Below are 25190 nucleotides of genomic sequence, written 5' to 3' on the forward strand. Positions count from 1 at the left end.
GGGCAGGGGCGGCGGGGGCGAGAACAGCGCGGAGCCCCGCCCACCCACGGCCGCGACCGACCGCCGCGCCGCGGAGGACACTGTCACCGCCCGGTCAGCCGGCAACGGCCGACCGGGCGGGAGCGTGTCCGCCCTGGAGCGCGCCGGCGGCGTGCTCCACCTCCGCGAAACTGCGGGAGGGCGATTCGGCGGCCGCGGCGTACGGCGGGCACAACGGCAGCTCCGGCGTGGCGGCGGAAGGGGCCGTCAGGGTGAACCACACGACCTTGCCCGACTCCCCGTTCGGCCGCACACCCCAGCTCTCGCTCACCGCGGCGACCATCGAGAGGCCTCGTCCGCAGGTCGCCAAGGAGTTGGCGTCCCGCACCTCGGGGAGGTGGGGGTCGCGGTCGTGCACCGAGACCGTGAGCTGGTCGAGCAGCAGCTCGATCTCGACGGTGCACAGCTTGTCGGGCCGGGCGTGCAGGTGCACGTTGGTCAAGAGCTCGGTCACACCGAGCGCGGCCCGGTCGATCAACGGATCCAGATGCCAGTAGCGCAATTGCGCAGATACGATTCTGCGGACCTGGCCGATCCGCGACGGCAGAGCCTGGAGCTCCACCGTGCAATGCCTGCTTGGCTGGCTGATCACGGCTGCGACTCCCCGAATTGAGGTCCGGAAGAAGACGAGTGCGGATCCAGCGGGCTGCCTGCGCGCGCCGACCGCCTGCTGTCGGTGGCCGGCGGGCTGGTTCGCAGCGTTGTCGCCGGTAAACCCAGAGTGACGTGACAACAGCGTGGCTCAGGAGGCGCGCCCCCGCAACTCGCGGAGATCTCGGCCGCGGCCGCGGGGCGCACGGCGGCTCGGGCGGGTCTCAGTGCCTGCGCCCCGCAGCGTTGCGCACGGCCTCGATGAACCGGCGGGCGGCCGGCGGGCCGGGTTCGCCGGGGGCCGGGTCGTGGTCGCCCAGGGTGAGCAGATAGCGGGTGCCGTTGACGTCGGCCAACGCCCGGTCCTCGGGGGCGAACCAGGGCTTCGACGCCCGGACCGCCTGCACCGGCGCGCTGTCGATCTCGCTGCCGTAACTGGTGAGCAACTCCAGCCTGCCGTCGCTGATCCGGACCTGCCCGGCCCGGGTGAGCGAACGCAGCCTCTTGCCGATCCGCACGCCTGTGGCTGTGAACTCCGGCTCCGCCATGTGCCCCGCCCCCTTGTGCGCTTCGGTCGTGCGTTTCGGTCGAGCCTCGTCGGGGATCCTGCGCGGATCCCGGTTCCAGTATCCGTCCGTGGTCCCGTCCAGGGTCTCGCCCCGGGTTGCGTCCCGTCCGGCCCGGCTCCGGCGTCCCCTGCGAGCAGTCTGCCTGCGTCAGGCATCGAGCACCAGTGCGCATCGCGGCGCGGCACATGCCCTTCGGCGCACTCGCGTGAATGCGCCCCCTGGCCGCCGTGCGACCGGCGGTACCAGTGGTTCTCTTTGGGTTGCTCAAAGGAGTGTTTATGCAGGTGGGAACGGTACGGAAGGTGCCTATGATCGAGGCGTCCGACCACGTGACCCGGCGTCGGCGCAACCCGAAGGAGCCCCGCCGTGACCACCCCGCAGCAGGCCCGCCCCCATGAGCCGACGGCCACACTCGATGTCGACCACAGCGACGCGGAGTACCGGCACTGGCTCAAAGAAGCCGTACGGAAGGTCCAGGCCGACGCCAACAGATCGGCCGACACGCATCTGCTGCGCTTCCCGCTGCCCGAGCGCTGGGGCATCGACCTGTATCTCAAGGACGAGTCCACCCACCCCACCGGCAGTCTCAAGCACCGGCTGGCCCGCTCCCTCTTCCTCTACGGCCTGTGCAACGGCTGGATCCGGCAGGGCCGCCCCGTCATCGAGGCGTCCAGCGGCTCGACGGCCGTCTCCGAGGCGTACTTCGCGAGCCTGATCGGTGTGCCGTTCATCGCCGTCATGCCCCGCACCACGAGCCCCGAGAAGTGCCGTCTGATCGAATTCCACGGCGGACAGTGCCACTTCGTCGACGACCCCCGGACGATGTACGAGGAGTCGGCGGCCCTCGCGGCCGAGTCCGGCGGTCACTTCATGGACCAGTTCACCTATGCCGAGCGGGCCACGGACTGGCGCGGCAACAACAACATCGCCGAATCGATCTACCGCCAGCTGGAGTTGGAGCGCTACCCCGAGCCCACCTGGATCGTGGCCACCGCGGGGACCGGCGGCACCTCGGCGACCATCGCCCGCTACGTGCACTACATGCAGTTCAACACCCGTATCTGTGTGGCCGATCCGGAGAACTCCTGTTTCTTCGAGGGCTGGACCACGGGCGACACGCAGGTCACCACCGACTGCGGCTCGCGCATCGAGGGCATCGGCCGGCCGCGCATGGAGCCCAGCTTCGTGCCGGGAGCCGTCGACCGGATGATGAAGGTGCCGGACGCGGCGAGCGTGGCGGCCGTGCGGGCGCTGGAACGGGCCATCGGGCGCAAGGCGGGCGGCTCGACCGGCACGGGCCTGTGGAGCGCGCTGCGGATCGTCGCCGAGATGGCGGCGGCGGGGCGTACCGGGAGCGTGGTGACGCTGCTGTGCGATCCCGGGGACCGCTACCTGGACAAGTACTACTCGGACGACTGGCTGGCCGGCCAGGGGCTGGACATCGCGCCGTACGCGGCCACGATCGACTCGCTGCTGGCCACCGGGGTCTGGCCGGCCTGAGCGCCGGGACCACCGGGCCCACGGGTCAGGGCGCGGCCGTCGAGGCCAGTCTCCGGTCCAGCCGCGTCACCGCGTCGCGGAACGCCCGGCCCAGGCCCGAGCGGCCCAGCCGCAGCCCGAGACGGAACGCGGCCGTGCCGTCGGCGGCCCAGGTCCACCGCACCCGCGTACCGGAGCCGTCCGGCGCGAGCCGCCACTCCTCGACGAGGGCGCGCAGGCCGGGAGCGTTCGTCACGTCGACGCGATACGCGTACACCTCGTTCGGCTCGGCCGCGACGACCGTCTCCTCGAACCGGGTGCCGCCCTTGAGCCGGATCCGCCGCCCGGAGCCGCCGTCGGTCGAGCGTGCCGACGACACGGCTGGGAACCACTGCGGCCAGCCGTCCACGTCCTCGGCCAGCGCGCGGTAGACGGCTTCGGGGGACGCGGTCAGCTCTCTCGCGAACACCAGACGCACAGGAGCGGTCTCGACGAAGTCGAGGTCCACAGGGCGCAGTCGGTGAGCCATGCGCGCAACCCCCTCGCGGGTACGGACAAGGACAAGACGGGCGCTGACAAGACAAGCGCTGGCAAGGCGGGGTGCTCACCGGAGCAGTCCGCGACGCGGCCCCGCGGCACGGCGGCCAGCGAGGCACCGTCACCATAGCTGGCGGTACGTCAGATGTCTGTACCGCCAAGTGCCGCCCCGATCCGCCGTCGTCAGCCGTCCGTGGCGTCCGCCGCGTCCGCCGTGTCCTCGATCTCGGGTTCGCCCGCCACCACCAGGCGACGCAGGTGCTCGGAGACCTCCGTGCGAGCCTCGGCGGGCAGCCCGCCGTCCGTCACCAGGGTGTCGACCTGCTCCAGCGCGGCGAACGAACTCAGTCCCACGGTGCCCCACTTGGTGTGGTCCGCGACCACGACGACGCGCCGCGCGGACTGCACGAGACGCCGGTTCGTCTCCGCCTCCGCCAGGTTCGGCGTCGACAGACCCGCCTCCACCGATATGCCGTGCACCCCGAGGAAGAGCAGGTCGAAGTGGAGCGCCTCGATCGCCTGGTCCGCGACGGGACCCACCAGCGAGTCGGACGGAGTGCGCACCCCGCCGGTCAGGACGACCGTCGCCGCGCCCTGCCGCTGCCCCGACGTGCGCTGCGCCGCGTGGAAGACGTCGGCCACCCGCACCGAGTTGGTCACCACGGTCAGGTCCGGCACGTCGAGGAGCCGGTGGGCGAGCGCGTAGGTCGTCGTACCGCCGGACAGGGCGATCGCCGTGCCCGGGGCCACCAGCGTCGCGGCCGCCCGCGCGATGTCCTCCTTGGCGGTGAGCTCCAGACCCGACTTGGCCTCGAAACCCGGCTCGTGCGTACTCGCCTCGACCACCGGGACGGCGCCGCCGTGCACCTTCTCCACGACACCCTGGCGGGCGAGCGCGTCCAGGTCGCGCCGGACCGTCATGTCGGACACACCGAGTTTCCTGGTGAGTTCGTTGACGCGGACGCCGCCGCGGCGGCGGACCTCGTCCAGGATCAGGGCGCGCCGCTGCTCCGCGAGGAGGTTCTGATTCTCGCTCACGTCCGCTCCGGTTCCCTTCGCCTCGACCTGTTCGACATGTGCCCGCACCCCTTTTGACAAGGACGTTCTCCTACCTCCGGACCACGGGACGACCCATCCTCGCACGGGTCGCCGCAGGTCGCGCCACTGCCCGTGGCGGTGCGCACACGTCACGCTGCCATCCGGTGTCCGGCACTGTCACACGGATCGGGGAGATTCCGTGACGAGCGGTGCGCCCAGGGGCGGCAGGGGAGATCCTTGTATCTGGACATGACACATGCCGTACGGGCAGCACGGGGGAAACACCACAGTGGAACGTCTGCAGAGGCACGGCACGATGAGCGAGGCGAACGGTAACGAGCGGCGGCCGGCAGCCGACACCGCACTCGAACTCCTGGTCCATGGTGTCGGAGGCACGACGCCCCAGGAAATGCTGAACGACCCGCGCACGGTGCGGATCACGGGCGACGACACCGCCGCGGTCTTCCGCCGGGCCGACGACGTCGACGCGGAGAAGGACCCGGAGCGGCGGCCGGAGGGACGCCGGGGCGAACCGGTCCCCGAGGCGTACGTCTGGTGCAACCTCACCTCGGGCAACGGCTCCAGAGCCCTGTGGCTGCTCCTCCTGCCGTTCATGGTGGTCAACCTCGCCCACTGGATGCGGCCCACGGTGAGCGACAACCGCAAGCGGGCGGTGCGCTTCTACGGCCTGCTCGTGCGCCTCACCGGACTGACCCTCACGGTGCTCCTGGTCGCCGCGGCCTGCGAGGTCGCCCTCGACCTCGCCGCGTGGCAGTGCGCGGGGACGCGGACGTGCGCCGAGGAGCACTCCTGGCTCGGCTTCCTGTCCCCGGCGGTCTCGGACGACGGCTGGTGGAGCCAGCCGGGCCGCCGCCTCGCCCTCGCCTCCCTGGTGCCCGCCGCCCTCACCGGCCTCCTCTGGTACCTCGCGCACCGCACCTGGAGCGCGTACGAGTCCCAGCGGCCGATGCCCCGCGAGACCGAGCCGGAGGAGGAGGGCAACAGGGCCGGGCTCGGGCGCCCCGGCTTCTGGTACGGACGCCGGCTGGTCGCCCGGCTGCGGGTGGCCCACACCGCGGCGGGGCTGCTGACGGTCGCCGCCGCGGTCGGCACCTCGGCCGCCCGCTACGACCGCGCCGGTGGCGGCCCCGTCGTCCTGGAGGTGTTCGGCAGGCTCCTGGACGCGGCGTTCGTGGTGGGGGCGGCCGTCGTGCTGTGGGTGGTCTGCCGCCGGGGCCGCAGCGAGCGACGCCTCGACCGGCGCCTGGACGCCGCCCTGGTACGCAGGCTGCCGGTCGGCTCGGTCGCCGTGCTCGTCCTCACCCTCGTCTACGCCGGCTGGTCGCGCCCCGGCTGGCGGTCGGAGCACCGGCTGCACGGCGACGCCACCTTCGGCACCATCGCGCTGTTCGAGGGCCTGCTCGTGATCGCCCTCGGCGTCGTGGCCCACCTCCTCTACCGGGCCCAGCCGGATCCGCGTACCGCGATGCGGGGCCTGGCCGGACCCGCCGTCGCGATGCTGGCCTGCGCCCTGGGCGGGGTGATGTCCGGGGGAGTGTCCCAGCGCGTCGCCGACTGGCTGGACGGCACCGGCGGCACCATCGAGGGACCGCCCGTGCTGCTGACCTGGCAGGCGTCCGTCATCCCGCCCCTGCTGCTGGTCGTGCTCGTCCTCGTCGGCTGGCTGGCCCGGCGCACCGTGCTGCTGCGCCGCGTCGAGACGGCGGCGGTGGAGCTCACCTACGAGGACGAGGCCCAGGACGACGTCCGCACCCGCCGGATCGCGAGCACACGCGCGATGGCCGCCCTCACCGACCGGGCGCCCCGGATCCTCGGCATCACCTCCGTCGTGACGCTGGTCCTGGGCGGCCTGGCCCTCGCGGGCGCCATGGCCACCGGTGAGACCCCGGGGGAGTCGGCCCACGGCGGCTACGCCGTCGTGCGGGGCGCGGCCGAGACGGCGCAGGCGCTCGGCTCCTGGCTGATAGGGGTCGGCTTCATACTGTTCGTCACCTGGGGCCGCCGCGCCTACAAGGACCAGAGTGCCCGCCGCACCATCGGCATCCTCTGGGACGTCGGTACGTTCTGGCCGCGCGCCGCGCACCCCTTCGCGCCCCCGTGCTACGCCGAGCGTGCCGTACCCGACCTGACCTGGCGGATCGCCGGCTGGACCCGGGCCACCGGGGGCCGCCTCGTCCTCTCGGGACACTCCCAGGGCAGCGTCCTCGCCGCCGCCGCGGCCTGGCAGCTCAAGCCGTCGGTGCGCAAGCGGGTCGCGCTGCTGACGTACGGCTCACCGCTGGAGCGGCTCTACGGGCGCTGGTTCCCCGCCCACTTCGGGCCCGCCGCGCTCAGCAGCCTGCACGAGGACGTCGACTGCTGGCGCAACCTGTACCGGGCCACCGACCCCATCGGCGGCCCCATGCGGCTGCCCGGCGACTGCGGCCCCCAGGTCGACCGGGAGGTGCTGGAGGACCCGCTCGCGTACGGCAGGACCGAGGAGCACCCCCTGCCCGCGCCGATCCTCGGGCACTCCGACTACCAGGCGGATCCCGTCTTCGCCGAGGAGCGGGAGAAGCTGCTCGCCCGGCTCAGGCCGGACGTCCCGGGCCCCCGGCCGGGCGGCGGGTCCGAGGAGCCGTCGACTTCCCGGCCGGGCCCGCCGGCCGCGTAGGTCCGGCCGGTCCGGGGCTCAGGGGAGCTCCGGGAGGTCCTCCGCGTACAGCAGGGTGAGGTCGTCCGTGCTCGTCTCGGCGAGCTGGGCGACCCGCCCCGCGTGCCGCTCCACCATCGCCTCGAAGGTCTGCCGCGCGGTACGGCCGTTGCCGAACGCGGGGCCCTTCGGGATCGCCGTGAAGTACTTGACGAGCGCCTCGGCCGCACCGGGCGCCAGCCGGTACTCGTGCTCGTCGGCCTGCTGCTCCACGATCCGCAGCAGTTCCTCGGCGCCGTAGTCGTTGAAGGTGATGGTCCGTGAGAAGCGGGACGCCACACCGGGGTTGACCGACAGGAACCGCTCCATCTCGGCCGTGTAGCCCGCGACGATCACCACCACGGCCTCCCGGTGGTCCTCCATGAGCTTCACCAGGGTGTCGATCGCCTCGCGGCCGAAGTCGCGCCCGGAGTCCTCGGGGGACAGCGCGTACGCCTCGTCGATGAACAGGACACCGCCGCGCGCCTTGTCGAAGGCCTCCTGCGTACGGATGGCGGTGGAGCCGATGTGCTCGCCGACCAGGTCGACGCGGGACACCTCGACGAGGTGGCCCTTCTCCAGGACACCGAGCGAGGCCAGGATCTCGCCGTACAGCCGCGCGACCGTCGTCTTGCCGGTGCCGGGTGAGCCGGTGAAGACCAGGTGGCGCCGGGCGGAGGCCGCCTTGAGGCCCGCCTCCTGGCGCCGGCGCCCCACCTCGATCATGTCGGTGAGCGCCCGCACCTCGCGCTTGACGCTGTCGAGGCCCACCAGGGTGTCCAGCTCGCCGAGCACCGCCTCCGAGGAGCGCGAGGGCTGCTCCGGCTCGGCCGCCGCGAGCAGCGGCTCCTGCTCGGTGACGCGCTGGCCCGGGATCGCCCCCAGCAGGCCGGTGGTCCGGCCGGTGGTGGCCTGTACGACGGTCTCCTGCGCCGGGGGCCGCGCGTGGGCGCTCTCGTCGCTCGTGCAGTCCTCGACCAGCGGCCCGGTGCCCGCCCCGTCGCCTCCGGCGTCGGCGAACTCGTACCCACCGCGCGCGCACCGCTCCGTACGGCACTTCTTCAGCGTCGCGCGGCAGCCGTCGATCACATGGAAGCCGTAGCCGCCGCTGCCGGTCACCCGGCAGCCGTGGAAACTGCCGCGACCGCCCGCGGACACGTAGAAACCGGCCTCCGCGGGCGAGGTGACGGTGCACCGGTCGATCGTGGGATCGGCGCCCTTGGTGACGATGACACCCGTCTGCGTACCGTCGATCGTGCAGCCGGAGAGCGTGCCGCCGCTGCCGTGGTCACGGAACCAGGCACCCGTCGCGGCCTCCCGGATCCGGCAGTCGTCGAGCTGCGCGGTGGCGCCGTCGCTCACCGACACGGCGGTGTTGCGCACCTGCGAGATGTCGCTGTCGACGACGTCCGCGCGCGAACCGCGGTCCAGCACGAACAGCGCGTCCGGCACGTCGTGCACCCGGCAGGAGTCCAGGACGACCGTCGCGCCGTCGCTGACCCACACCGCGGGGTAGTCGCCCGTACTGTCGTGGATCTCGCACTGGTTGGCGTCCACGCGGGTGCCGGGATCCCAGACGGAGAGGCCGTTGCGCCCGAACTGGCGCACGGTGGACCGGGTCATGGTGAGGACCGAGCGGGACCGCAGGTCGACCGCGTTCTCCGGGATGTCGTGGATGCGGCAGTCGGCGAGCGTCAGCACGGCGTCCGTGTCGAGCGTGACACCGTCCGACGTCGTACGGTGCACGTCGCAGTCGGTGAGATGTGCCGTGGCCCGCGCGGAGATCTGTACGCCGCTGCCCCTGACCTCGTAGACCTCGCAGCCCACCGCTTCGAGGGCGGACTGCTCGCCGGTGACCGACAGACCCACCCCCGCGGTGTGGTGGACCCGGCAGCGCTCAAGGCGCGGATGGGCACCGCCGCGCACCGAGACGCCCGACTGGCCGGCCGCCACGACCTCGCACTCCTCGAACACCCCGCCCCCGCCGTCGAGTACGGAGATGCCGACGCCGCCGGGATTGTCCACCGTGCAGCGCCGCACCGTCGGCCGGGCGCCGCCGCGCACCTCTATGCCGGCCGCGGAGCGGGTGACGACGCGTATGTCCAGGAGCTCCGGGGTGCCCTCCTCGACGAGCAGCGCGGGCGCGGCCGAGTCCTGGCCCTCCACGAGCAGGTCCTGCACCACGGCCGAGGCGCGCACGGTGAGCGGCACCCCGTCGACGGGAGCGATGCGCACGGAACCGGCCGAACCCTCGGGGCCGCGCAGCGTCACCGCCCGCTGGATCACGAGGTTCTCCCGGTAGGTCCCGGCAGCGACGGTGAGCACGTCACCGTCGGCCGCGGCCTCCAGGGCGGCGGCGAGCGATGCGTACTCACCTGTGCGGCGCCGCCACCGTGACGTGCCGGTGTGCGTCACCTGGACCGTGCCCTGTGCCATGGCGCTGCTGTGCCCCCACCTCGTCTACGCGGGTCCTGAGAAGCGGTGTTCCCGGCACCCGGCCGTGTCAACTCGGCTCGCGGGGAACGGGAAACAGCTTCTCACGACGGTGCCGAACACCTCGGCCGGTCCACCGTAGCGTGATCGGAGCCGCGTGGTTGACCGGAGTGGCCTACGGAACGCGGAGGCCGTCAGCTGCCCGTGCCCGTCCTGCCCCAGTCCGGACCGACCCGGGACCAGGCCTGGTCCCAGCGCTCGTACCTGCGCCGCACCATGTGCCAGACCAGCAGACGCCGGGCGCCCTCGACGACGCCCGCGCAGGCGGCGGCCGTGCCGAATCCGGCCAGGACGGCATGAGTCGCCGCGGTCGCGGTGTCCAGCGGCCTGCCCACTATTCGGCCCTGCTCGTCCGTCCACACCGTGAAGTGGTCGCCACGCTGCGGGGATCCGAGGGCCGCCATGGCCTTGCCGTGCCGCGCGGTACCGTCCGGTGCCTTCCAGTGGGCGTACACCCGGCTGTGGGAGTCCCGTCCGGAGGCCGTCTCGGGGTCGAGGTCGAGCGGAGCGAGGTCCGCCTTCCTGATCACGGTCGCGACCACCGGACGGCGGTGGTCGCGCTGCTCGCGCACGGACTGCTGGAGGGCGCCCTCGGCGACCTGGCCGACCAGGAGGCCGACCAGGGGCGCGGCCACGAGGATCAGCAGCAGTGCCCCCAGCGCCAGCCATGCCTCGGCAAGGTCCGTCGGTCGCCGCAGCGGGTTGTGCCGCCAGCGCCAGAGTCCCCTGATTGCCCGCACCGCTCCGCACCCCCTTCCGCGTCCGTGATAACCCCGACCGGAGCCGTTCACGCGCGGGACCGGGCAGGAGAGAGCGAAATCACCTCTCCCGCCGGTCTCTCATGAACTTCTCACACAGGTTCAACGGCCGTGCCGGGCGTCGGTGTTCCCCGGGCGAAGGCCTATTCGAGGATCCGCACGGGGTCGCCCACACGGACCGAGCCGGGGGATTCCGGTACGAGATTCTGCCCGAAGACCAGCTTGTCGCCGAAACGGCGGTGGCGCGCGAGGGTGCGCAGCGGTTCCCTGCCGCGCTCGGCCGTGCTCTGGTCGGTGGTGGTCACGACGCAGCGCCCGCACATCGTGGCGACCCGGAAGACGACCTGCCCGACCGAGATCCGTGACCAGTCGTCCTCGGCCCAGGCGGCGGTGCCCGTGACCACCAGGTTCGGCCGGAAGCGGTCCATGGGCAGCGGGCCCTCCGCGGGCCGGTCGCCCCGCGCGATCAGCGTGTTGAGGGCGTCGAGCGAGGCGAGGGAGGTGATCAGCAGGGGGTAGCCGTCCGCGAAACTGACGGTCTCACCCGGCCGTGCGAACCGCGGATCGATGGGCCGGCGGATGGCCGGGTCGTTGAGGTGCACGAGCCGCACGGCGGCGCCGAGCCAGTCGCTGAACCAGGCGTCGGCGGAGACTCCGGCGGGGACCCCCTCCACCTTGTCGTGCCAGATCTCCACCGCCGTCGTGCCGCCGCCCGGCGCGGGCACGGGGACGGTCAGTGGCTCGCGGCCGGGCGCGGACAACCGGACCGCGCCGTCCGTCGACCGCTCTACCAGCACCAACGCCATGCGCGGGTGCTGGCGTTGGGTGATGACCCTGTCCCGCTCGTCGACGAGCACCCACCGTCGGTCGCCCGCCAGCCCCCATGGCTCCACGACGGCCTCGCGCGGGGCGTGCCCGGCGGCGGCCTTCAGCGGGTAGACGTGGATCGAGTGCAGTACCGGCTTCGACATGAGGCCATCCTGCCGGAGGGCACGGACGGCCTCCGCCGGTTCGCCTCAGTAGCCGCGGTACTGCTGGTTGTTGTACGGGTCCTGGTACGACGGCGCCGGGGCCGGGCGCGGCGCCGCCGGACGGGGCGCGGCCGGGCGCATCGCCTCGTAGCCCGTGCCGGGCATGGGGCGCTGCTGCTGGGGAGCCTGCTGCCCCGGGTAGCCGCGCTGCGCGCCGTTCTGCTGCGGGATGTACGGCGCGGCGGCCTGCTGCAACGGAGCGGGTTGCTGGGCCTGCTGGTAGCCGTACGAAGGAGCCTGCTGGGAGGGTCCGGCGGGCAGGGCCGGCAGCGCCGACGGAAGCGCGGGCAGATTGCCGCCCGTGTCGTAAGCCGCGGGGACCCGGATCGGGGCGATCTGCGGGGTTCCCCGCTCGGCCACGAGAGAGTCGTAGATCGGAGTGTCCGGGAAGGAGGCGGAGTAGTAACCGCCGCCATAGGTGGAGCGGGGGGAGGTCATGGCACATAAGTTAAGCCCACGATGTGCTGGTTGGGGAGACCGATAAGAGGGTTGTTTTCCGTGTCGGCAGTGACGCGGGACCCCCAATGCGAGCGAATTTGGCGAAAAAGGACGGCGCCGAGAGCACAGATCGTGTAAAGGCCGAGTTCCGGGCGGGTTACCGGCCGGTCGGCCGCGATCTGCCCGGCGTGGTCATGGGCGTTCGCCGCGCGGGGGAATAGGTTGGGCAGAACGACAGAAACGTAACGAGGGCGCGGTCTTCACGGACACCCGATGGGGGCGGACATGTCAATGCCTAAAGGATCGAACGTTCCGGTGCCGACGGCCGGGCTCCGGGTCGAGCTGGGCTGGCAAGCCGGCCCCGGGGTGCCCGACGCGGACGCCTCGGCGCTGCTGCTGGCGACCGGGAAGGTGCGCTCCGACGCCGACTTCGTTTTCTACAACCAGCCGTCGCACGCCTCCGGCGCGGTGCGCCACGAGGGCAAGCGCGACACGGGCGGCCAGGTGAGCGACACCCTGTTCGTCGACCTCGCGCGCGTGGAGCCCGCGATCGAGACGGTGGTGCTCGCCGCCTCATCGGACGGCGGCACGTTCGGCAGGATCCCCGGGCTCTACATCCGCGTCCTGGACGCCGGGCAGGGCACGGAGGTCGCGCGCTTCGACAGCGAGGGCGCGAGCGTGGAGACCGCGTTCGTGCTCGGCGAGTTCTACCGCAGGCAGGGCGCCTGGAAGTTCCGCGCCGTCGGACAGGGGTACGACAGCGGACTCGAGGGCCTGGCCACGGACTTCGGCATCTCGGTCGACGAACCGCAGCGGGCGGCGCCGCCCGCCCCCGCGGCCCCGCCCCCGCCTCCCGCCGCCCCACCGGTCACGGCCGCCCGCCCGGTGATGCCGCCGCCGGTGCCGCCGACCCCGCCACCGGCCCCGGTACGCCTCACCAAGGTCACCCTCACGAAGGAGGCCCCGTCCGTCTCGCTGACCAAGCAGGGCGGCACCTCCGGAGTCATGCGGGTGAACCTCAACTGGACGGTGCACAAGCAGTTCTCGGGCTGGCAGGCCAAACTGGGCCGGGCGGTCGCCATGCACGCGGACCTCGACCTCGACCTGTGCGCCCTCTACGAGCTGTCCGACGGGAGCAAGGGTGTCGTCCAGGCCCTCGGCAACGCCTTCGGAGCGCTGCACCAGCCCCCGTTCATCCAGCTCGACGGCGACGACCGCACCGGCGCGGTGTCGACCGGCGAGAACCTCAGCGTCAACCTGGACCACATCCGGGACTTCCGCCGCATCCTCATCTTCGTGACCATCTACGCGGGCGCGCGTTCCTTCGCCGACCTGGACGCCTCGGTGACCCTCCAGCCGCTGCACGGCGCACCCGTCGACTTCTCGCTCGGCGAGTGCACCGTGCCCTCGACCGTGTGCGCGCTCGCCCTCATCACGAACACCGGCAGCGACCTCGTCGTCCAGCGCGAGGCACGCTTCCTCGTCCCCGACCGCGGCGTGAGCCCGCAGCGCACCGTGGACCACACCTACGGGTGGGGCATGAACTGGACCCCGGGCAGGAAGTGAACCCCGCGGGAAGCCAGACCCGTACCCCCGCTCAGCCCTCCTCGGCCGCCGCGTCGGGCGCCCCGTCCGGGCGGGCATAGGTACGGCCCTTCCAGGCCGCGCCGCGCCCCCTGTAGTGCCGCACCGCCGAATCCACCGTCATGAGGAGGTACAGCAGCGCGGTGACCGGCAGCAGCGGGGCGAGCAGGAACGGCTGACGGTAGTAGCGGAGCATCGGCAGATACGTACCCGTCATCACCAGCCACGCGAGGCCGCCCGCCAGCGCGGCCGTGCGGTGGCCCGTCGCGAGTCCCGCGACCAGGGCCACCGGAGGCACCAGGTACACCACGGCGAGGCCCGCCACGGTGCCGGCCAGCACCAGCGGGTTGTGCCGCAGCTGGGCGTACGCGCTGCGCGAGACCATCCGCCACAGGTCGTGCAGCCGCGGATACGGACGCACGCTGTCCACCCGTTCGGCGAGTCCGAGCCAGATGTGCCCTCCGGAGCCCTTCACCGCCCTCGCCGTCGCCACGTCGTCGATGACGGCCTGCCCGACGGCGTCCGGAATCCGGGCCCGCTCGGCGGCGGTGGTCCGCAGCAGGACACAACCGCCGGCCGCGGCGGCGGTCCGCGAGCCGCGCACCCCGATCCACCGGAACGGATACAGTTGCGCGAAGAAGTACACGAACGCGGGCACCACGAGCCGTTCCCAGACGCTCTCCACCCGCAGCCGGGCCATCTGGGAGACGAGGTCGAAGTCGCCGGTGACGGCCGAGGCCACCAACTCCCGCAGGCTGTCCGGCGCATGGGTGATGTCCGCGTCCGTGAGCAGCAGGAACTCGGGCGCACGCGCGCGTGCCAGGCCGATGCCGTGCCGCACGGCCCAGAGCTTGCCCGTCCAGCCCGCGGGCGGCTCCCCGGGCGAGTCGACGGTGAGCGGCAACCCACCGTGCCCGCGCCCCAGTTCACGGGCCAGTTCGCCGGTGCCGTCCGAACTGCCGTCGTCGACGAGGAAGATCTCCGCCCGCCCCGGATACCGCTGAGCGAGCAGTGACGGCAGGCTCTCGGACAGCACGGCGGCCTCGTCACGCGCCGGTACGACCACACACACGGACGGCCAGCTCTCCGGGTCCCGGCGAGGCGGCAGCCGCACGTCCGTACGCCAGAAGAAGCCCTGGCCGAGAAGCAGCCACAGCCAGGCGGCCAGCGATCCGACGGCGGTCCACACAAGGGCGCTCACCCGCCGCAGTCTGCCCCACCACGGTGGCCCGCACAGGCCGATCGACTATGGTGACCGGGTGAAGATCGCGCTCATGGACTCCGGAATCGGACTGCTCGCCGCGGCCGCCGCGGTACGTCGACTGCGCCCCGACGCGGAGCTCGTTCTCTCCTCGGACCCCGGCAGCATGCCGTGGGGGCCCCGTACGCCCGAGGACGTGACCGCGCGCGCCCTCGCCGTCGCGGAGGCCGCCGCCGCGTACCGGCCCGACGCGCTGATCGTCGCCTGCAACACCGCTTCCGTGACCGCGCTGCCCGCCCTGCGGGCCCGCCTGGAACCGGCCGTGCCCGTCATCGGCACCGTACCGGCGATCAAGCCGGCCGCGGCGGGCGGCGGACCCGTCGCGATCTGGGCCACGCCCGCCACCACCGGCAGCCCCTACCAGCGCGGGCTCATCCGTGAGTTCGCCGACGGAGTGAGTGTCACCGAGGTGCCCTGCCCCGGACTGGCGGACGCCGTCGAACACGCCGACCAGGCGGCCATCGACGCCGCCATCGCCGTGGCCGCGGCGCGCACACCCGACGATGTAAGGGCCGTCGTCCTGGGCTGCACCCATTACGAACTGGTCGCCGAGCGCATCCGCGCCGCCGTGCGGCGGCCCGGCGCCGCGCCCCTCGTCCTGCACGGCTCCGCCGGCGCCGTGGCCGCCCAGGCACTGCGCCGGACGGGTGAGATCCCCGCCCCGCAGGCGCCTGACCGGGGCACGCTCACGGTGCTGCTCGGCGGACACGGGGGCACGCTCCCCGCGACCGCGCTGACCTACGACGAGGGCCGACTGCTCCAGGCGCTGAGCCCCGCCCGCTGACCCGCCGCGCACCGGGTGGAAGCCCCGCGTCCGCCCGGAGCACCAACGGCCCGCAACCCGGTGCCCGCCTCGCGGAACATGAGTACGCTCATAGACATGAGGGACCACCCCCACGGCGAACAGGGCGCTGCCGACGCCCCGCATCCCGAGGTCTGGCACGGCAGGGCCTCGAACCGCGTGCAGTGGCTGCTCGCGTGCAGCGGCGCCGCGTGCCTGGCGCTGGGCATCCAGCTGGCCGTCGACTCCGCCTGGACGTCGGGCATCGCTCCGCTGGCCATGGCCGTGGTCGGCTGCATCGCGGCGGGGCTTCTGGTTCTCTTCGGCACGCTCGCCTTCGTGCATGTCGCCGTGAAGGTCGACAAGGACTGCCTCGAAGTGCGCTGCGGCCACATGGGGCTGCCGCGCCGCCGCATCCCGCTGTCGCACATCACGGGCGCCGAGTTCGCGCCCCGGGTCACCCCACGCCAGTGGGGCGGCTGGGGTTACCGCTGGCGGCCGGAGCAGGGGACCGCCGTGGTCGTCCGGCGCGGCGAGGGCCTGGTGCTCCGGCTGGGCGACGGGCACACGTTCACGATCACGGTGGACAACGCGGAGGCGGCCGTGCGGGTGATCCGGCGCCGGCTGAGGGCCGCCGCGGCGGGCCCGACCCGCTGACACCCCGCCGATCCGCAGCGGTCGCCCGGGGACCGTCGTCGGCCTCAGAGGGGCTCGGCGGACGAGGGGCGTGCGGTGGCCAGGCCCGCGAGCAGGCCCGCTCCGGCGGTGACCGTCGTGAAGCTCAACGCGTTGCCGACCGCGGCCATCGCCGCCAGCGCCGTCAGGGCGGCGCCCGCGGTGAGCACGACCGGGGTGGGACGCGGCGACCTCCACAGGGCGTACAGGACCCAGCCGAACACCGCGGCGAGCAGGACGACCCCGAGCACACCCTGCTCGGCGGCCTGCTGGAACGGCGCCGAGTGGGGCTTCCCGTCGGGCGGCAGCGACTGCGCGACCGTCGGGCTCAGCTCGGAGAAGCGCCCGGGGCCGACACCGAGACCCGGTTCCCGGAGAGTCATGTCGAGCGCGTCGTGCCACAGCAGCACCCGGTGCTCGGTGAGCTGCCCCTCCAAGGACGAGGTCAGACCGTCCGGCAGCGCGTCCTCGGCGATCGCCCAGATCGCCCCGGTCACCAGGGCCACGGCCAGGGCGAGACCGCCGAGCCCCACGGCACGGCGGCGCATCCGGTCCGCGGCCAGCGAGCAGAGCAGCACTCCCAGACAGGCCACGAAGCCCGACGTCGACCCCAGGGCGGCCGCGGTGGCCGCGATGCCGGCGGCCAGCAGCCGCAGGGCGAGCCGCAGACCCGGGGGCCGGGCCGCCCATGCCGCGCAGCACGCGGCACCCGCGGCGAGGGTGAGCAGCGCGGCGGTCGCGCCGGTCTGGCCGAGCGGGGAGGTCGCCTGGGTGCCCGGACTGAGGTGCGGGGCGGCCACGGCCAGTGCGAGCCCGGCCAGCGCGCCGGCGCAGGGAGCGGCGACCGGCAGGAGTTCGCCGCAGATCCGCCCCGCGGCGTAGCCGGCGGCCACGGCGAGCACCGCGAGCAGTACCCCTTCGGGACGGCCCCCGTGCGCCGCGGCGGTGATCAGGGACCAGACCGCGCAGGCTCCGAGCACGGCGAACCCGGTCGCGTCCGACGCGCCGCGTCTCTCGTGTGCCGACGCCTGACCGGCCGCCGAAGTCATCCCCGTGGACCCCACCCCGACGCCCCCCGACCTGTGACGGGCCTCGACGGCCCGGCCGGAAACGGCCCGTTCGCCAAAGGCTCCGGCATACCGTAACGGGTGATGCGCCGGTTTGTGGACGAGTTGCGCAGAAACGATGCGGCACGTGAGGGGAACACCCGGTCGGGCGCCGCGTACCCCGGTATGGCTCAGGTGATCCACAGGGGGACGGCCGAGCTGTCGGCGCCCCGGTCACGCGCCGTACACTCCCCGAGTGACCGTCACCGCGACCTCCGTAGACGAGCCGGATCAGCTCGAACCGCAGTCCCGGCCCGTCCCACGCGTGGCTCGCCTGGCGCGGCGGCTCGCTCCGGCCGCCGCCGCGGCACTCTCCGGGGTGCTCCTGTACGTCAGTTTCCCGCCGCGCACCCTGTGGTGGCTCGCGGTGCCGGCCTTCGCGGTCTTCGGCTGGTGTCTGCACGGCCGCACCTGGAAGGCGGCCCTGGGCCTCGGGTACCTGTTCGGCCTCGGCTTCCTGCTGCCGCTGCTCGTGTGGACCGGCGTGGAGGTCGGCCCCGGACCGTGGCTGGCGCTCGTCGCCATCGAGGCGCTCTACGTGGCCCTCGTCGGCGCCGGTATCGCGGCCGTGGCGAAGCTCCCCGCCCGGCCGGTGTGGGCGGCCGCCCTGTGGATCGCGGCGGAGGCGGCACGCGCGCGCGTGCCGTTCGGCGGCTTCCCCTGGGGCAAGATCGCCTTCGGCCAGGCGGACGGGATCTTCCTGCCGCTCGCGGCGGTGGGCGGCACCCCCGTACTCGGTTTCGCGGTCGCCCTGTGCGGCTTCGGCCTGTACGAGACCGTCCGGCTGGGCCTCGAAGCGCGGCGCACCCGCGTGGTGCGCCGGGGGGCCGCCGCGGTGGCCCTGGTCGCCCTCGTCCTGCCCGTGGCGGGCGCCCTCGCCGCCCGCGCCCTGGTCAGCGACCGGGCCGAGGACGGCACCGCGACCGTCGCCGTCATCCAGGGCAACGTGCCGCGCGCGGGACTCGACTTCAACTCCCAGCGACGCGCCGTCCTCGACCACCACGCGCGGGAGACCGAGCGCCTCGCCGCCCAGGTGAAGGCGGGCAAGGTCGCCCAGCCCGACTTCGTGCTGTGGCCGGAGAACTCCTCCGACATCGACCCCTTCCGCAACCCCGACGCCTACGCGGTGATCGACCGGGCCGCCAGGGCCATCGGCGCGCCCGTCTCGGTCGGCGCCGTGGTGACGAAGAAGGACGGCAAGCTCTACAACGAGCAGGTCCTGTGGGACCCGGCGAAGGGACCGGGCGCCATCTACGACAAGCGGCAGGTCCAGCCGTTCGGCGAGTACCTCCCGATGCGCTCGCTCATCGGCGCCCTCAACGAGAACTGGACGTCCATGGTCGGCCAGGACTTCAGCCGGGGCGACAAGCCGGGTGTGTTCACCATGGCGGGCACCGAGGTCGGCCTCGCGACCTGCTACGAGGCCGCCTTCGACTGGGCCGTGCGCGACACCGTCACCCACGGCGCCCAGCTGATCTCCGTGCCGAGCAACAACGCCACGTTCGACCGCAGCGAGATGACCTACCAGCAGCTCGCCATGTCCCGTATCCGTGCCGTCGAGCACAGCCGCACCGTCACCGTCCCGGTGACCAGCGGTGTCAGCGCCGTGATCATGCCGGACGGCAGGATCACCCAGCGGACCGGCATGTTCGTGGCGGACTCCCTCGTCCAGAAGGTGCCGCTGCGTTCCTCCGAGACCCCCGCCACGAAGCTGGGGATCGCGCCCGAGATGCTGCTGGTCCTGATCGCGGCGGGCGGGCTCGGCTGGGCGGCGGCCACCGCGGTGCGCGGGCGCCGCGCGGGTGGCGGGCGGACGCACACCGAGTAGGTGTGCGCGGAACGGCCGCCGGGTGGCGGAACCGGCCCGTTAGGGTCGGTCCATGGCTACTCCTGACTTCATCCATACGATCCGGGCCAGCGCCGGCCGGCAGTTGCTCTGGCTTCCCGGAGTCACCGCTGTCGTCCTCGACGACGAGGGCAGGGTCCTGCTCGGGCGCCGGGTCGACACCGGCGAGTGGGCCGTCACCGCCGGAATGCCGGATCCGGGGGAGCAGCCCGCGGCCTGCGCGGTCCGTGAGGTGTACGAGGAGACGGGCGTACGGTGCGTCGCCGAGCGCGTCGTCCTCGTACAGGCCCTGAAGCCGAACACGTACCCCAACGGCGACATCTGCCAGTTCATGGACATCACCATCCGGTGCCGGGCCGTCGGCGGTGAGGCCCGGGTCAACGACGACGAGTCGCTGGAGGTCGGCTGGTTCGCCGTGGACGCGCTGCCGGAGCTGGACGAGCACGGGATGTCCCGGATCAAGCAGGCACTGTCCGACGGCCCCACTTGGTTCGACCCGGCCACCTGAGGGCGCACCTCCTGTCCGGTGAGGTCCCATCACGAGATATCTTGATGTCGAGCAATGTTGCAGACGTGGAGCGGAGTACCCGGTGACTGACTCGACCATCATCTACACGCACACTGACGAGGCCCCGGCCCTGGCAACGTATTCGTTCTTGCCGGTGGTCCAGGCGTACGCGTCGCAGGCCGGTGTCACTGTGGAGACCCGTGACATCTCGCTGGCCGGGCGGATCATCGCCCTCTTCCCCGAGTTCCTGGAGGAAGGACAGCGCACCCCCGACGCCCTCGCCGAGCTCGGTGACCTGGCCAAGACGCCCGAGGCCAACATCATCAAGCTGCCGAACATCTCGGCCTCGATCCCGCAGCTGAAGGCCGCGGTCGCCGAGCTGCAGGCGCAGGGCTACGCGCTCCCTGCCTACCCGGACGACCCGAAGACCGACGAGGAGCGCGACATCCGCGCCCGCTACGACAAGGTCAAGGGCAGCGCCGTGAACCCGGTGCTGCGCGAGGGCAACTCCGACCGCCGGGCCCCCGCGTCGGTCAAGAACTACGCCAAGGCCCACCCGCACCGCATGGGTGCCTGGAGCCCCGAGTCGAAGACCAACGTCGTGACCATGGGCGCCGACGACTTCCGGTCCACCGAGAAGTCCGCGGTGATCTCCGAGGCCGGTTCCCTGCGCATCGAGCTGGCCGGCGACGACGGCTCCACCACGGTCCTGCGCGAGTCGGTACCCGTCCTGGCGGGCGAGGTCGTCGACGCCTCCGTGCTGCGGGTGGCCGCGCTGCGCGAGTTCCTCACGGCGCAGATCGCCAAGGCCAAGGCCGAGGGCGTGCTGTTCTCCGTGCACCTCAAGGCCACGATGATGAAGGTCTCCGACCCGATCATCTTCGGTCACGTGGTGCGCGCCTTCTTCCCGAAGACGTTCGCGCGCTACGGCGAGACCCTCGCCACCGCCGGACTGTCCCCGAACGACGGCCTCGGCGGCATCTACAAGGGCCTCGAGTCCCTGCCCGAGGGCGCCGAGATCAAGGCGTCCTTCGACGCCGAGCTCGCCGAGGGCCCGGAGCTGGCGATGGTCGACTCCGACAAGGGCATCAGCAACCTGCACGTCCCCTCCGACGTCATCGTCGACGCCTCCATGCCGGCGATGATCCGCACATCCGGCCACATGTGGGGCCCGGACGGTGGCGAGGCCGACACCCTCGCGGTCCTCCCGGACAGCAGCTACTCCGGTGTCTACCAGGTCGTCCTCGACGACTGCCGCGCCCACGGCGCCTTCGACCCGTCGACGATGGGCACCGTCCCGAACGTCGGTCTGATGGCGCAGAAGGCCGAGGAGTACGGCAGCCACGACAAGACCTTCGAGATCCCGGTCACCGGCACGGTCCGCCTCGTCGACCAGGCCGGGAACGTCGTCCTGCAGCAGGCGGTCTCCGCCGGAGACATCTTCCGCGCCTGCCAGACCAAGGACGCCCCGATCAGGGACTGGGTCAAGCTGGCCGTCACCCGCGCCCGCGCCACCGGCGAGCCGACCGTGTTCTGGCTGGACGAGAGCCGCGCCCACGACGCGCAGCTCATCGCGAAGGTCAACGCGTACCTGCCGGAGCACGACACCGAGGGCCTGGACATCCGCATCCTGTCGCCCGTCGAGGCGACCGAGCTCTCCGTGGAGCGCATCCGCCGCGGCGAGAACACCATCTCGGTCACCGGCAACGTCCTGCGCGACTACCTCACGGACCTGTTCCCGATCTTGGAGCTGGGCACCAGCGCCAAGATGCTCTCGATCGTCCCGCTGATGAACGGCGGCGGCCTCTTCGAGACGGGCGCCGGCGGCTCCGCGCCGAAGCACGTGCAGCAGCTCGTCAAGGAGGACTACCTGCGCTGGGACAGCCTGGGCGAGTTCCTCGCGCTGGCGTCCAGCTTCGAGCACCTCGCGCAGACCACGGACAACGCGCGCGCCCAGGTCCTCGCCGACACCCTCGACCGCGCGACGGCCACCTTCCTGGAGAACGACAAGTCGCCGAGCCGTCGCGTCGGTGGCATCGACAACCGCGGCAGCCACTTCTACCTCGCCCTGTACTGGGCGCAGGAGCTGGCCGGGCAGACCGACGACGCGGAGCTCGCCAAGGTGATCGCGCCGCTCGCCGAGACGCTCGGCGCGCAGGAGGAGACGATCGTCGCCGAGCTGATCGCGGTACAGGGGTCGCCGGCCGAGATCGGCGGCTACTACCGGCCCGACCCGGCGAAGGCCGAGGCCGTGATGCGTCCGTCCGCGACGCTGAACGAGGCGCTCGCCGCCCTCGCGTGAGTGCTCCGCCCGGCCCACGGCTCTGAATCCGCCGAATCCGAAGGCGCTGTTCAGAGCCGCGGGCCGGGCGGGGGAACCACCCGGTCAGAGGCGGCCCTTGCCCGTGTAGAGGTCCAGTTCTCCGTCCAGTTCCACGGCCAGGACCGTCGCCCGGTCGTCCAGGTCCGCCGGTGCGGGGGCGTCGATCCAGGTCACCCCCGGCACCGTGTCGAGGCCGCCCGTGACGTGGTGGCCCAGTTCCGTGCCCGTGCCGAGCACCGTGACGCGCCGTACGCGGTTGCGCAGACCCCGTACCGAGACGGTGTCACGCGGAGCGTCGAAGCACACCAGATAGAGCGTGCGCCGGTCGGCCGACAGGGTGCTGGGCCCGTAGTGGTGCCCGGCGGGCAGCCCCGCGACCGTGTCGTACACGGCGTCGGTGTGGCGGGCGATCCACGCGCCGAGCCCCTCCAGACGCTCGGTCTGTTCCTCGGGGATCGTCCCGTCCGCGCGCGGGGCGGCGGCCAGCAGCAGGTTTCCGCCCATGCCGATGGTCTCGGTGAAGTACCGCACCAGCTGGCGCACCGACTTGAAGTCACGGTCCTGCGGCCGGTGGCTCCATGAGCCGTTGATCGTCAGGCACAGCTCCCACGGGCCGTCCGGTGCCTGGAGCGGGGTGCCCTGCTCCGGTGTCGCGTAGTCGCCGTGGCCGAGCATCCGGCCGTTGAGGACGGTGTCCGGGTTGCCCGCGAGGATCCGGTCGGCGAGCCGGCCCATCCGCCACTGCTCCTCCGTACGCTCCCACTCGCCGTCGAACCAGAGGATGTCGGGCCGGAAACGCTCGACGAGTTCCCCCACCTGGCCGTCGCGGTACGCGAGATAGCGCGCCCAGGCCCGCGGGTCCTCCTGGCCGGGCTCGGCCTGCGAGTACGCGTTGAGCGGCACGACGTACGGACCGGGGTGCCGCTCGGTGGCGTAGTCCGGGTGGTTCCAGTCGGAGTGCGAGTAGTAGAGGCCGACCTTGAGGTCCCGCGCGCGCAGTGCCTGGACGAACCCGGTGACGAGGTCGCGGCCGGCCGGGGTGTCCCGGACCACGTCGAGATTGCGGTGGGCGGTGTCCCACAGGGCGATGCCGTCGTGGTGCCGGGTGGTGAGCACCGCGTACCGCGCGCCGGCGCGGGCGAACAGGTCGGCCCAGGCGTCCGGGTCGTAGCGCGACGCGGTGAAGCCTGCGAGCTGTTCCATGTACCGCTCGTGTGTCGTCTCGCCCGTGTAGAAGGACCAGGACTCGGCGACGCCGTCCACGGTGTAGACGCCGTAGTGGATGAAGATGCCCAGCTTGGCACCGGGAAACCAGGGTTGCATCGGCATACGTCCAGGCTAGGCGCACGCTCCGGCGGTCCAGGGGGTGTGGGGGCCGACCCGCGCGCTCCCAGGTCGCTCCCGTGTCACCTCCGTCCCCGGCCCACTTGGCGTCATCCGATGGGTACAGGAGGCGGTGGGCACGTGTTCAATCACGGGTACCGCGTCACGTACGGCCCGCCCCGCCCAGTCAGGAGGCACCGTGATCGCCGCTCCCGAGCCCGGACTGACCGAACGCGAACTCATCGACCGGGCCGTCGCCCTGCGGCCCGCGCTGCTCGAACGGCAGGCGGAGACCGAGAGGCTGACGCGTTATCCGCAGGAGACCCACGACGACTTCCTGCGGGCCGGTTTCTACCGGACGCTCCAGCCGCGCCGCTACGGCGGACACGAGTTCGGGCTGCCGGTCTTCTTCCGTGTGGTCACCGAGATCGCCCGCGGCTGCCCCTCCACCGGCTGGGCCCTGTGCCTGACCGGCGCCCATGTGCTCCAGGTCGCCGCGCAGTTCGGGGAGCGGGCCCAGGACGAGATCTTCGGTTCGGACGGCGAGTTCCGCGCCGCGTCCACGGTCGCGCCCGTCGGGGTCGCCCGGCCGGACGGTGACGGCTGGGTCGTCCTGGACGGCACCTGGCCGTACTCCTCCGGCTCCCCGTACTCCACGCACTACCTCGGGCAGACCCTGCGCGCCCCGAAGAAGCCGGGCGACCCGCCGGGACCGCCGGTGCTGTTCGTCACCCCGCGCTCGGCATGGACCCTGCTCGACGACTGGCACGGCGTCCTCGGGCTGCGCGGCAGCGGCTCCAACAGCGTGCGACTGGACCAGGTCCGTGTCCCCGCTCACCTCACCCGGGAGGTGAGCCTGCTCGACCTGCCGGTGGAGGGCGGCACCCCCGGGTCGAAGCTGCACGGCAACCCCCTGTACGCGGGACGCGCGCCCAGCGTCTACCACGGGGAACTGGCGGCCGTCATGACCGGCGTGGGGTACGCCGCCGCCGACGAGTACGCCCGAGTCCTCGCCGGCCGGCCGCTGACCCTGGAACCGGACCGCACCCGCGCGGAACTCCACGACTACCAACGCCACCTCGGCGAGGCACTCGGCACGCTCCACACCGCCGAGGCCGCCCTCCAGCGCGCCGCCGAGGACTACATGGAGGCCTGCCGCCGCAATGTCTCGGGCGAGGCACCCTTCACCATGGCCGACGACAACCTCCTCGCGTCGGTCTTCCTCAACGCCGGCCGGATGGCCTGGGACGCCGTACAGAACATCCTCTTCCGCACGGCAGGCTCCCGCCACGCCCGGGACGGCCAGCGCATGCAGCGCTACTTCCGGGACGCCGCCACGTACTGGACGCACATCGGTCCCAGCATGGCCGAGCCGCTGGCCCGGCGGGTCGGCCGGGACCGGCTGGGGCTGCCCTCGCACGACATCCCGCTCGTTCCGTGACGCCCGCGACGCCCGCTGTGTTCGCGACGTCCGTGACCGTCGGGTGAGATGCGTGACGGATGCGTGGAGGGGGCATGGCGCCTCTCAGGACGGGTACGCGATCAGCCGCGCCCGAGTCGGAGACCGACACGGGCGGCCTGTTTTCGCCACTACGTCTGGATGTGCCATGGAGATTTCCTCGAACGACAGCGCCACGGTGGAGGCCCAGCGCGCGCTGAGCGCGCTGGCCGAGAACGCCGAGGACAGCGCCGCGCTGGACACACTGGCCGCCAGTGACGTGCTGGTCCCGGTACCCGACGACGCCGCCGACACGGCCGCCGACCCCACGGTCGTGGCCCTGCCCGTCCTCGAACAGCCGGGGGAGGACCCGCTCGTCCCGGTGTTCACCTCGGAGGTGACCATGGCAGAGCTGCTGCCGTCGGTGTCGCGCTACCGCCTCGTACCCCTGGGGACGCTCGCCGCCCAGTGGCCCGCCAGCGACCTGCGCCTGACCATCGACGCCAGTACGCCGCACGGTCTGACGCTCGACTCCCAGGGCGTACGCACCCTGCTGGCGCGGCCGACCGCCTGAGGCCCACGGGGCGCGGACGGGTTCGGGCCCGGCCACCTGACGGAGGGGGAGCGGCCGGGCCCTGGGGGCGCGGGCCTGCTCGTGCTCCCGCTCCCGCGCCCTGGTT

General features: G+C 72.7%; 21 protein-coding genes. 10 read left to right on the forward strand and 11 right to left on the reverse strand.

The genetic code is table 11. The features are described from left to right. Positions 1-94: 94 nt before the first annotated feature. Entirely contained in the window at positions 95-631 is a 537-nt protein-coding gene (locus ACLVWQ_RS14350; protein WP_414108956.1) for an ATP-binding protein, read from the reverse strand. Positions 632-854: 223 nt separating this feature from the next. Then, positions 855-1178 carry a hypothetical protein gene (locus ACLVWQ_RS14355; protein WP_414108957.1) on the reverse strand — a complete coding sequence of 108 codons (324 nt, stop codon included), beginning with the start codon at positions 1176-1178 and terminating at the stop codon, positions 855-857. A 387-nt stretch (positions 1179-1565) separates the two neighbouring features. On the opposite strand from ACLVWQ_RS14355, the gene ACLVWQ_RS14360 reads away from it, so the two are divergent. Continuing rightward, on the forward strand, positions 1566-2699 hold the full coding sequence (locus tag ACLVWQ_RS14360) for a PLP-dependent cysteine synthase family protein (protein WP_414108958.1): 1134 nt from the start codon (positions 1566-1568) through the stop codon (positions 2697-2699). A 25-nt stretch (positions 2700-2724) separates the two neighbouring features. Here the strand turns inward: ACLVWQ_RS14360 and ACLVWQ_RS14365 are convergent, their stop codons facing one another. Together ACLVWQ_RS14365 and ACLVWQ_RS14370 are read right to left on the reverse strand one after the other, a co-directional pair. Further along, positions 2725-3207, reverse strand: a complete 483-nt coding sequence (locus ACLVWQ_RS14365; RefSeq protein ID WP_414108959.1) for an SRPBCC family protein — start codon at positions 3205-3207, stop codon at positions 2725-2727. A gap of 191 nt (positions 3208-3398) precedes the next feature. Next, the gene (locus ACLVWQ_RS14370; RefSeq protein WP_414108961.1) at positions 3399-4253 is read right to left on the reverse strand and encodes a DeoR/GlpR family DNA-binding transcription regulator; all 855 of its coding nucleotides are present in this window, start codon (positions 4251-4253) and stop codon (positions 3399-3401) included. 316 nt (positions 4254-4569) lie between these two features. Here ACLVWQ_RS14370 and ACLVWQ_RS14375 point away from each other — a divergent pair, with 316 nt between their 5' ends. Further along, positions 4570-6927, forward strand: a complete 2358-nt coding sequence (locus ACLVWQ_RS14375; protein ID WP_414108962.1) for a hypothetical protein — start codon at positions 4570-4572, stop codon at positions 6925-6927. 18 nt (positions 6928-6945) lie between these two features. Here the strand turns inward: ACLVWQ_RS14375 and ACLVWQ_RS14380 are convergent, their stop codons facing one another. The 4 genes from ACLVWQ_RS14380 to ACLVWQ_RS14395 all read right to left on the reverse strand — a co-directional run bounded on the left by ACLVWQ_RS14380 (position 6946) and on the right by ACLVWQ_RS14395 (position 11665). Next, positions 6946-9381 carry a right-handed parallel beta-helix repeat-containing protein gene (locus ACLVWQ_RS14380; protein WP_414108963.1) on the reverse strand — a complete coding sequence of 812 codons (2436 nt, stop codon included), beginning with the start codon at positions 9379-9381 and terminating at the stop codon, positions 6946-6948. 191 nt (positions 9382-9572) lie between these two features. Next, positions 9573-10178, reverse strand: a complete 606-nt coding sequence (locus ACLVWQ_RS14385) for a hypothetical protein (protein WP_414108964.1) — start codon at positions 10176-10178, stop codon at positions 9573-9575. Between the two features lie 161 nt (positions 10179-10339). Continuing rightward, on the reverse strand, positions 10340-11167 hold the full coding sequence (locus ACLVWQ_RS14390) for an MOSC domain-containing protein (RefSeq protein ID WP_414108966.1): 828 nt from the start codon (positions 11165-11167) through the stop codon (positions 10340-10342). Positions 11168-11212: 45 nt separating this feature from the next. Continuing rightward, positions 11213-11665, reverse strand: coding sequence for a DUF6643 family protein (locus ACLVWQ_RS14395; protein WP_414108967.1), 453 nt, complete (start codon positions 11663-11665; stop codon positions 11213-11215). Between the two features lie 291 nt (positions 11666-11956). Here ACLVWQ_RS14395 and ACLVWQ_RS14400 point away from each other — a divergent pair, with 291 nt between their 5' ends. Next, positions 11957-13231, forward strand: coding sequence for a TerD family protein (locus tag ACLVWQ_RS14400; RefSeq protein ID WP_414108969.1), 1275 nt, complete (start codon positions 11957-11959; stop codon positions 13229-13231). Between the two features lie 31 nt (positions 13232-13262). On the opposite strand, the gene ACLVWQ_RS14405 is transcribed toward ACLVWQ_RS14400, so the two are convergent. Continuing rightward, entirely contained in the window at positions 13263-14450 is a 1188-nt protein-coding gene (locus ACLVWQ_RS14405; RefSeq protein WP_414108970.1) for a glycosyltransferase, read from the reverse strand. Positions 14451-14508: 58 nt separating this feature from the next. Between ACLVWQ_RS14405 and ACLVWQ_RS14410 the strand changes: the two genes are divergently transcribed. Then, positions 14509-15294, forward strand: a complete 786-nt coding sequence (locus ACLVWQ_RS14410) for a glutamate racemase (RefSeq protein WP_414108971.1) — start codon at positions 14509-14511, stop codon at positions 15292-15294. Between the two features lie 96 nt (positions 15295-15390). After that, entirely contained in the window at positions 15391-15948 is a 558-nt protein-coding gene (locus tag ACLVWQ_RS14415; RefSeq protein ID WP_414108972.1) for a hypothetical protein, read from the forward strand. A gap of 44 nt (positions 15949-15992) precedes the next feature. Here the strand turns inward: ACLVWQ_RS14415 and ACLVWQ_RS14420 are convergent, their stop codons facing one another. Next, the gene (locus tag ACLVWQ_RS14420; RefSeq protein WP_414108973.1) at positions 15993-17015 is read right to left on the reverse strand and encodes an O-antigen ligase family protein; all 1023 of its coding nucleotides are present in this window, start codon (positions 17013-17015) and stop codon (positions 15993-15995) included. 253 nt (positions 17016-17268) lie between these two features. On the opposite strand from ACLVWQ_RS14420, the gene lnt reads away from it, so the two are divergent. The 3 genes from lnt to ACLVWQ_RS14435 all read left to right on the forward strand — a co-directional run bounded on the left by lnt (position 17269) and on the right by ACLVWQ_RS14435 (position 21728). Beyond that, positions 17269-18900, forward strand: coding sequence for an apolipoprotein N-acyltransferase (gene lnt, locus ACLVWQ_RS14425; protein ID WP_414108975.1), 1632 nt, complete (start codon positions 17269-17271; stop codon positions 18898-18900). A 52-nt stretch (positions 18901-18952) separates the two neighbouring features. Further along, positions 18953-19426, forward strand: coding sequence for an NUDIX hydrolase (locus ACLVWQ_RS14430; RefSeq protein WP_414108976.1), 474 nt, complete (start codon positions 18953-18955; stop codon positions 19424-19426). 82 nt (positions 19427-19508) lie between these two features. Continuing rightward, complete coding sequence (locus ACLVWQ_RS14435; RefSeq protein ID WP_414108978.1) at positions 19509-21728, forward strand: NADP-dependent isocitrate dehydrogenase; 2220 nt, start codon at positions 19509-19511, stop codon at positions 21726-21728. Between the two features lie 84 nt (positions 21729-21812). Here ACLVWQ_RS14435 and ACLVWQ_RS14440 read toward each other — a convergent pair whose 3' ends face one another. Then, on the reverse strand, positions 21813-23078 hold the full coding sequence (locus ACLVWQ_RS14440) for an alpha-L-fucosidase (RefSeq protein WP_414108979.1): 1266 nt from the start codon (positions 23076-23078) through the stop codon (positions 21813-21815). A 193-nt stretch (positions 23079-23271) separates the two neighbouring features. On the opposite strand from ACLVWQ_RS14440, the gene ACLVWQ_RS14445 reads away from it, so the two are divergent. Both ACLVWQ_RS14445 and ACLVWQ_RS14450 read left to right on the forward strand, forming a co-directional pair. Then, entirely contained in the window at positions 23272-24513 is a 1242-nt protein-coding gene (locus ACLVWQ_RS14445; RefSeq protein WP_414108980.1) for an acyl-CoA dehydrogenase family protein, read from the forward strand. Positions 24514-24679: 166 nt separating this feature from the next. Further along, on the forward strand, positions 24680-25084 hold the full coding sequence (locus ACLVWQ_RS14450) for an SseB family protein (protein WP_414108981.1): 405 nt from the start codon (positions 24680-24682) through the stop codon (positions 25082-25084). Positions 25085-25190 lie beyond the last annotated feature (106 nt).

Source organism: Streptomyces sp. CWNU-52B (assembly GCF_047444975.1).
GTDB lineage: Bacteria > Actinomycetota > Actinomycetes > Streptomycetales > Streptomycetaceae > Streptomyces.